The organism is Paenibacillus sp. NPDC058071 (assembly GCF_042885235.1).
Taxonomy (GTDB): domain Bacteria; phylum Bacillota; class Bacilli; order Paenibacillales; family Paenibacillaceae; genus Pristimantibacillus.
Map to the genome: position 1 here is coordinate 474,135 of NZ_JBHVSK010000003.1, position 6,636 is coordinate 480,770.

The 6,636-nt window shown below is 45.5% G+C and carries 5 protein-coding genes; 3 read left to right on the top strand and 2 right to left on the bottom strand.

The annotated features are described in order from the left end of the window. Window positions 1–11: 11 nt before the first annotated feature. Window positions 12–1,235, bottom strand: a complete 1,224-nt coding sequence (locus ACFVTB_RS07640; RefSeq protein WP_483875111.1) for an ABC transporter ATP-binding protein — start codon at window positions 1,233–1,235, stop codon at window positions 12–14. 58 nt (window positions 1,236–1,293) lie between these two features. Further along, on the bottom strand, window positions 1,294–2,088 hold the full coding sequence (locus ACFVTB_RS07645) for an ABC transporter permease (RefSeq protein ID WP_387746977.1): 795 nt from the start codon (window positions 2,086–2,088) through the stop codon (window positions 1,294–1,296). Between the two features lie 260 nt (window positions 2,089–2,348). Between ACFVTB_RS07645 and ACFVTB_RS07650 the strand changes: the two genes are divergently transcribed. The 3 genes from ACFVTB_RS07650 (at window position 2,349) to ACFVTB_RS07660 (ending at window position 6,285) form a co-directional block, all read left to right on the top strand. Continuing rightward, on the top strand, window positions 2,349–4,580 hold the full coding sequence (locus ACFVTB_RS07650) for an O-antigen ligase family protein (protein ID WP_387746980.1): 2,232 nt from the start codon (window positions 2,349–2,351) through the stop codon (window positions 4,578–4,580). A gap of 207 nt (window positions 4,581–4,787) precedes the next feature. Next, on the top strand, window positions 4,788–5,840 hold the full coding sequence (locus ACFVTB_RS07655; protein ID WP_387746983.1) for a M23 family metallopeptidase: 1,053 nt from the start codon (window positions 4,788–4,790) through the stop codon (window positions 5,838–5,840). Further along, window positions 5,833–6,285 carry a bactofilin family protein gene (locus ACFVTB_RS07660; RefSeq protein WP_387746986.1) on the top strand — a complete coding sequence of 151 codons (453 nt, stop codon included), beginning with the start codon at window positions 5,833–5,835 and terminating at the stop codon, window positions 6,283–6,285. Before ACFVTB_RS07655 ends, ACFVTB_RS07660 begins: the two co-directional genes overlap by 8 nt. Window positions 6,286–6,636: the final 351 nt, after the last annotated feature.

Sequence of the window (6,636 nt, forward strand, 5' to 3'; positions counted from 1 at the left end):
TATCCTCTTCTCTACTTTATGGGTTCTACCGAAATTTCCGAGTTCAAATTGGTTATTCCTACAATTTGCTTAAGCAAGACTACCTTGAAAAAGACAACATCGTACAAACGATGGTAAACAACCAAATCGTCTCCTTCATAGCCTGTACAGCCGAGTGATAACATATAGTCTCCATTTTGAAGATTTAGTTCATGAGAGAAGGTCACTACAAGCTCATCTCCAGGATTGAAATCGCCAGTCAACACCCCATCGTACCAAGAGTTGCTCCCGGCTATTTCCATTCCTTTCAAGTCTTTAATGGTATACGCGAATATCGGATTAGAAACCGTTTGATGAAAGTGGACTCTCATTTTAAAGGAGATTCGTTCATCGCTATGTAAAGTTGAATTCAATTGATTTGCACTGTTAAAAACTCCGTAATCAATAATCTCTGCATTTTTATCTCCGTACTCGACAAGGTCAGGATGAGGTTCAAATTGATTTTTCCATTTTGATTCGAGAATTAGCTGGCTTTTCGCTTTCTTTACCGATTCGGGCCCTCGAGTGACAATCAGTTTTTTAAATATGTCAACCATTTCCTTCGGTGCCCCTTGACTAATCAATTGACCTTCATTCAGAACGATTGCGCTTGTACAATACCGTATAATACTTTCCAAAGAATGGGTTACAAAAAGAATGGTCTTACCCTGTTCTTTAAATTCGTCGAATTTGCGATAGCATTTAGCCTGAAAATGAACGTCACCTACTGCAAGCGCCTCATCTACAATTAATATATCGGGTTCTACATTAATGGCCACTGCGAATGCAAGCCTCGCAAACATCCCGCTTGAATAGGACTTCACCGGTTGATAGATGAAATCGCCGATATCGGCAAACTCTAAAATATCTTCCAGTTTTTGATCAACTTGTTCTCTGCTAAAACCCATAATCGTGCCGTTCAAATATATATTCTCTATGCCATTGTATTCTGGATTAAAGCCTGCGCCCAGTTCGAGTAAGGCCGCTATTTTTCCGTTCACCTTGACATGTCCTGCGGTAGGCGTTAAAACACCCGTTATCATTTTCAAAAGCGTTGATTTCCCGGAACCGTTTTTACCGATGATACCAAGCGCTTCACCCTTATTCAGAGTAAAACTAACGTCAGACAGCGCTTTGAAATCTTTATGATAGCTTTTCTTTAACGGGTTCATCGCTTCTTTTACCCGATCCGACGGCTTCTCGTACAACTTGTACATTTTTGTCAAACCGCTTACTTCAATGGCTATATCCGTTTCCAAAAGCCTCTCTTCCTTCCTATAAAACGTCAGCAAAATGGGGACGAAGCTTTTTAAAAACCAATGTTCCCACAGCCAGTACAAAAAGTGTTACGACCCAGTAATAGAGAGTCATTCTTGGATGTTCCCAGAACCACTCGTGATAGACAAAAGAATTTCTATAACCGTCAATAATGTAATAGAAAGGGTTAAGTTTAAATAAGAGTTGAAATCTTTCCGGCACAATATCCAATGAATAAAAAATCGGAGTAAGCCAGAAACCGAACTGCAGCATCATCGAAATAAATTGGCCTACATCCTTGAGAAATATAACCAGAGAAGATGTAATCCAAGATATACCCAGAATCAGTAAACTCGCAGCCGGCAGATAATATAAGATTTGCAAATTGTATAGCGACGGCCAGTATCCATAGATAGCAAACATCGCCATCATAAAAAAGATAAAAAACAAATGGATATATAGAGCCGAATAAATTTTGGCGACCGGCAAAATACTGACGCGGAAAACAACCTTTTTAACTAAATAACTGTTATCGACAATTGAGTTTGTCGAATGCTGTATACTATCAGAAATAAAAAACCAAGGTATCATGGCCGAGATCAGCCACAAAATAAATGGAAAATCGTCTACAGGCATCGATTTGAAACCAACCTGAAATACAAACCAAAATATCAGTATTTGGATAGTCGGCTGGATAAAAGCCCACAACACGCCTAGAAACGAACCTAAGTATCTCGCTTTAAAATCTTTTATAGAAAATTCCAAAATAAATTTTTGGATTTTAACAAACTCCCGCCACATTCTAATTGCCATTGTCTATAATCCTCATTCCCCAAATATGCTTCCATGCAGGCATGCTTATAAACATTTTATCAAAGTTTCCAGCTACTGAATACCTTATCTTTCTTCCTTTTTGTTGAACCATAGCCCTCTTTGTCGATTTTATGTACATGAGTTTGTTTCATTTTTTTCCATAAGCATACAATATCCGCGGCTTTCAATATAGTAATCTCTTACCTCATTTGTTAAAATACTCAGAGAAGCGAAACACTAAGTAGGTAAGGAGTTTAACCATGGGAGCTAGTAAAAAGAAGAGTAATAGCATGCCGTTGGCTGCTGAATCACCGCTGTTGCATTGGCTTTTAACAATTGGTTTATCGTTGTTTATTCTCATTTTTCCATTTGACCGGGCGCTTTTTAACGGCTACGAGTACGGTTTTGAATCGGCGATTTATACCGCCGTTTTTTTCGGGTATGTGCTTCTGGCTGTAACCGCGCTATATGCTTTTCGTAGCCGTTGGGAGCTTGGCAGTCATCGCAGTCTGCTGTCGATCTTGATTCTACTGTTTCCGCTTGTTTATTGGCTTTCTTCATTTCAAGCCGTTTCGAGCTATTATGCTGGATTTATGACCTTTGTTATTTTCCTGATGGCCGCGCTGTTTATTGCCGCTCTTTATGCAGGGGAACGCGTCTCGGCCCGTAAACTTGTCGAATACACGCTGATGCTGACCAGCTATATCATTGTTTTCTATGGACTGCTGCTTCTATTCGGTCAAGATTATTATAGGGATGGCTTATGGCTTGCTCACGACGGCTATCGCCTGTCGGCGTTTTTCCAATATTCAAATACCTATGCCGGATTTCTGACCGCCGTACTGCTCGTTTCGCTTTATTATGCGGCAACCTGTACCAGATGGTATATGCGACTCGCTAATGCCATCATGCTGGTGCCCATTCTGATTTCGTTTTTGTTGACATATTCACGCGGTGCCATTGTCATCATTCCGGTTATGATACTGATCATCATTCCGTTTTTGCGATTCGCTCAACAAATTGCCTATATTGTATATTTCACACTAACCGGGTTACTTTCGTTCGTTATTCTAGGTAAAATTACTGCTAATGCCGACGCAATTGCCGCAATTGTACAGCCTACAGCTGAGAAAGGACCTACAACGATCTCGATGTTCGATAAGCTCCCGCTGCAAAGCTGGCTTATCCTTGCGGCGGCTGCAATCGTTAACGCCGGCCTGATTCTATTCCTTCATAACAAGTTATATCCTTGGATGCAAATTAAGACGTCAAAGCTTAGCGAGCGCAAATGGTCTTTCGCCGTCGTACCTGGAGCTATTATTGCGTTAGGATCAGTAGTCATGATTCTTCTGTTCTCGAGCAGCGCCATTCGCGGCATACTGCCGGATAAAATAGCGGAACGGTTCGAAAGCATTAATCTTCAGCAGCACAGCGTACTGGAACGCTGGACCTTTTACGAGGACGGCTTAAAGGTCGCTAAAGACTATCCGCTGCTCGGCGCTGGCGGCGGCGGCTGGCAATCTCTCTATGAGCAATACCAGAACAACCCTTATTGGAGTCGTCAAGCCCACAGTTATTTTGTTCAAACACTCGTCGAAGTAGGTTGGATAGGTATCCTTATCTTAGTCGGATTGCTCGCCTATATTTACTTTCTCTACATCCGGGCATATATCCGTTATCCAGAAAAGAGAGGCAGTCATTTCATCTTCTTTATTTTGTCTTTATCGCTGCTGCTTCATAGCGCGATAGACTTCGATATGAGCTACGTTTATATTAGCTCGCTTGTATTCATCAGTCTGGGCAGCATGATTGCACCATACGGTAAGCTGCTTACGATACAACGATTGTCTTTAAGAAAAACAGCCGGACTTGGGAAAATTGTTTATCCGTCCGCAATCGGATTAATCGCAATTACTCTCTTAATTGGTGCAGGCCGCGAATACCGGGCTCTGCAAAGCTTCGACAAGACCATTAAGCAAGCGTCTACGGGGCAAATGAGCATCAATGAAGTTGTTCCAAAGTTTGATCAAGTCATTAAAGCGTCTCCGAAGCATACGGTCTTTTCGATTTCGAAAGTTGAAGTGCTGGAGCAAGCCTTCGATCAAACGCAAGACCCTCAATACAGGGAAGAGGCGGTCCGGACGTTGAACGAGGCGAAAAAGCATGATCCATATAACCGTAATGTGTTCCTCATGTTAAGCAACAATCTGCATAAACAGGATAAGCTTACAGAAGAGCTGGCCATCCTCGACGAGGCGATTGGGAAATTCCAATGGGATATTCAATTTTACGAGAAAGCGATCAGCGCCTACCTCGGAGCTATGACAACCGATGAAGCGAACAAAGAGAAGTATCGTGCTCGCGTACTTGAACTGGATGACGAGATTCAAAACAGAGCGGCGCTGCTGGCCAACTTACCGCCTGAGCAAATGCAAGGCCGCTCGTTCGCACTCACGCCCGAGACGATACAGGCTATTGCAGCGATTAAGTAGACCCATTACAACAAAGCGCTCCTTGCGGGGCGCTTTGTTTATTTGCACTTTCTCTCTCTACTCGAAGTCCTTAAGCGCGTTCTACTCTCCTTCCCTCAAACCCTTCCACCGTCTATTCTCATCATTCTAATGGCATGTTTCCGTTCAAACGGGAATAAATAGCATTAGAACGTTCTAAATCTATACCGGCCGGAAGGAGAACGACTATTGAATCGTACGAGAAAGGCTAGATGGTCGCTAGTGCTTATGCGCGGCGCCGATAAAACCGTTAAGCAGTTCCATGTTTCGAAGCGTTCGGTTGTCGCAGCGCCAGCTGCCGCCGTGCTTGCTGTCTCTGGCTGTATTGCGGGCCTCCAGATCAAATCCGCGTTCGCGATCGACAGTCTGGAGGATCAAATGTCGGAACAGCAAACGCATTACGCGGACACCGTCTCCGCAAAAGACGATTCAATCGCCGTCCTGCAGCAGGAAATCGCCCGTCTATCCACGCAAGCGAAACAGCTGCAAACGCAGGTGAACGACCTTGAAGCGCTTGAGAGCAAGCTGCAGCAATTTATCGAAAAATACGGCACTCTAGTGGAGCCTGGAGACGGCGATCCCGACTTCTCGTCAGGCAAAGCCTCCTCCAGAACGGAAGTACAGGCGCTGTCGCTAAACGGCTCTTCTGCCGACGACAACCGTCTCTCTTCGTCGATTGCCTATTCCAAGTCACAGCGAGAGACGCGCCAGCTAGCTGCTCTAGCCAGCACTTCCTCGCTCGATTTCCAAGCGCTCAGCACGATGGTGGACGCTATGGAGCAGACGATGGCTGTGGCCTGGAAGGAGCAACAGCTGCGGCAGGCTAAGCTCGACGCCCTCCCTTCGAGATGGCCGACGTCGTCGCGCCAGATGACATCGGGATTCGGGTACCGGAAGGACCCCTTCACCGGAAAAGCGACGTTCCATGCCGGCATCGACATATCCGGCAAATCCGGCGATCCCGTCTTCAGTGCGGCGAACGGTACGGTAACGGAAAGCGGGTACAGCAGCTCCGAAGGCAACCACATTGTGATTGATCACGGCAATGGCCTGCAAAGCGTCTATATGCATTTGAAAGCGATTGAAGCCCGAACCGGCGATACGGTCGTCCGAGGCGAGAAAATCGGCTTGCTCGGCTCGACCGGGCGCAGCACCGGTTCCCATCTTCACTTTCAAATCATGCAAAAAAATGAAGCGGTCAACCCGCTCCTATATTTAAGGAGGGCGAATTCCAATGTTTAAAGAAAATAAGCGTTTTTCCGCCACCGATACGTTAATCGGGCAAGGAACGCATACGGAAGGAAAGCTCATCTGTGAAGCGAACCTTCGCCTGGAAGGTGAATTCAGCGGCGAAATCGAATGCGCGGGAGACGTCATTATCGGTGAACTCGGCCACGCCCGCTGCAGCATAACGGCCAAAGAAATTACGGTTGCCGGGAAAGTGTACGGCGACGTCGTCGCCAAAGGCCGCTTGACTGTCACGGCGACCGGGCAATTAACCGGCAGCGTTACAGCTCAATCGCTCGTAATTCAAGAGGGCGGCATGATGAACGGTACTTGCCATATGGAACGTCCAGCGGAACAGCGGACTAGAGCGCTTTCCGAAACTGATTCACCGCAATCGGCTGGAGCAGGCAAAGAGTCATCTTCTGGACGAGATAAAGAAAAATCCCGGCAGGCAGGCTAACTGCCGCTTGCATGCGCCGTGCCCAGCCTTACATTTCTTTCGCTCGTTTTGAATTGCACCATACTCTACCGGTCGCCGCCATCGTGCTGCATCCTGACATTCGGAAGTCATCGGCGCGATAACGCCACCTCGCCACCTCTTTTTTTCCGTGTTAACTTAGCATTAGGCAATGATATTGAAATTACATTAAGCCGTGTTCACTGCAGCGCATTACGTGACATCGCGATAAGCAGAATCGGCCCGTTCATTCCCACACATAAAACCAGCTAATGGTATGTCAAGTGTAGCTTTTTGAAATGCCTCAGATTTGCTATACTGAAAAACAGGTATAACAAATAAACCTCCATCTCA

What these genes read in the sequence shown, in the direction of transcription:
- ACFVTB_RS07640 (WP_483875111.1), bottom strand. Translation starts at nt 1,235, where the DNA reads ATGTACAAGTTGTACGAGAAGCCGTCGGATCGGGTAAAAGAAGCGATG.
- ACFVTB_RS07645 (WP_387746977.1), bottom strand. Translation starts at nt 2,088, where the DNA reads ATGGCAATTAGAATGTGGCGGGAGTTTGTTAAAATCCAAAAATTTATT.
- ACFVTB_RS07650 (WP_387746980.1), top strand. Translation starts at nt 2,349, where the DNA reads ATGGGAGCTAGTAAAAAGAAGAGTAATAGCATGCCGTTGGCTGCTGAA.
- ACFVTB_RS07660 (WP_387746986.1), top strand. Translation starts at nt 5,833, where the DNA reads ATGTTTAAAGAAAATAAGCGTTTTTCCGCCACCGATACGTTAATCGGG.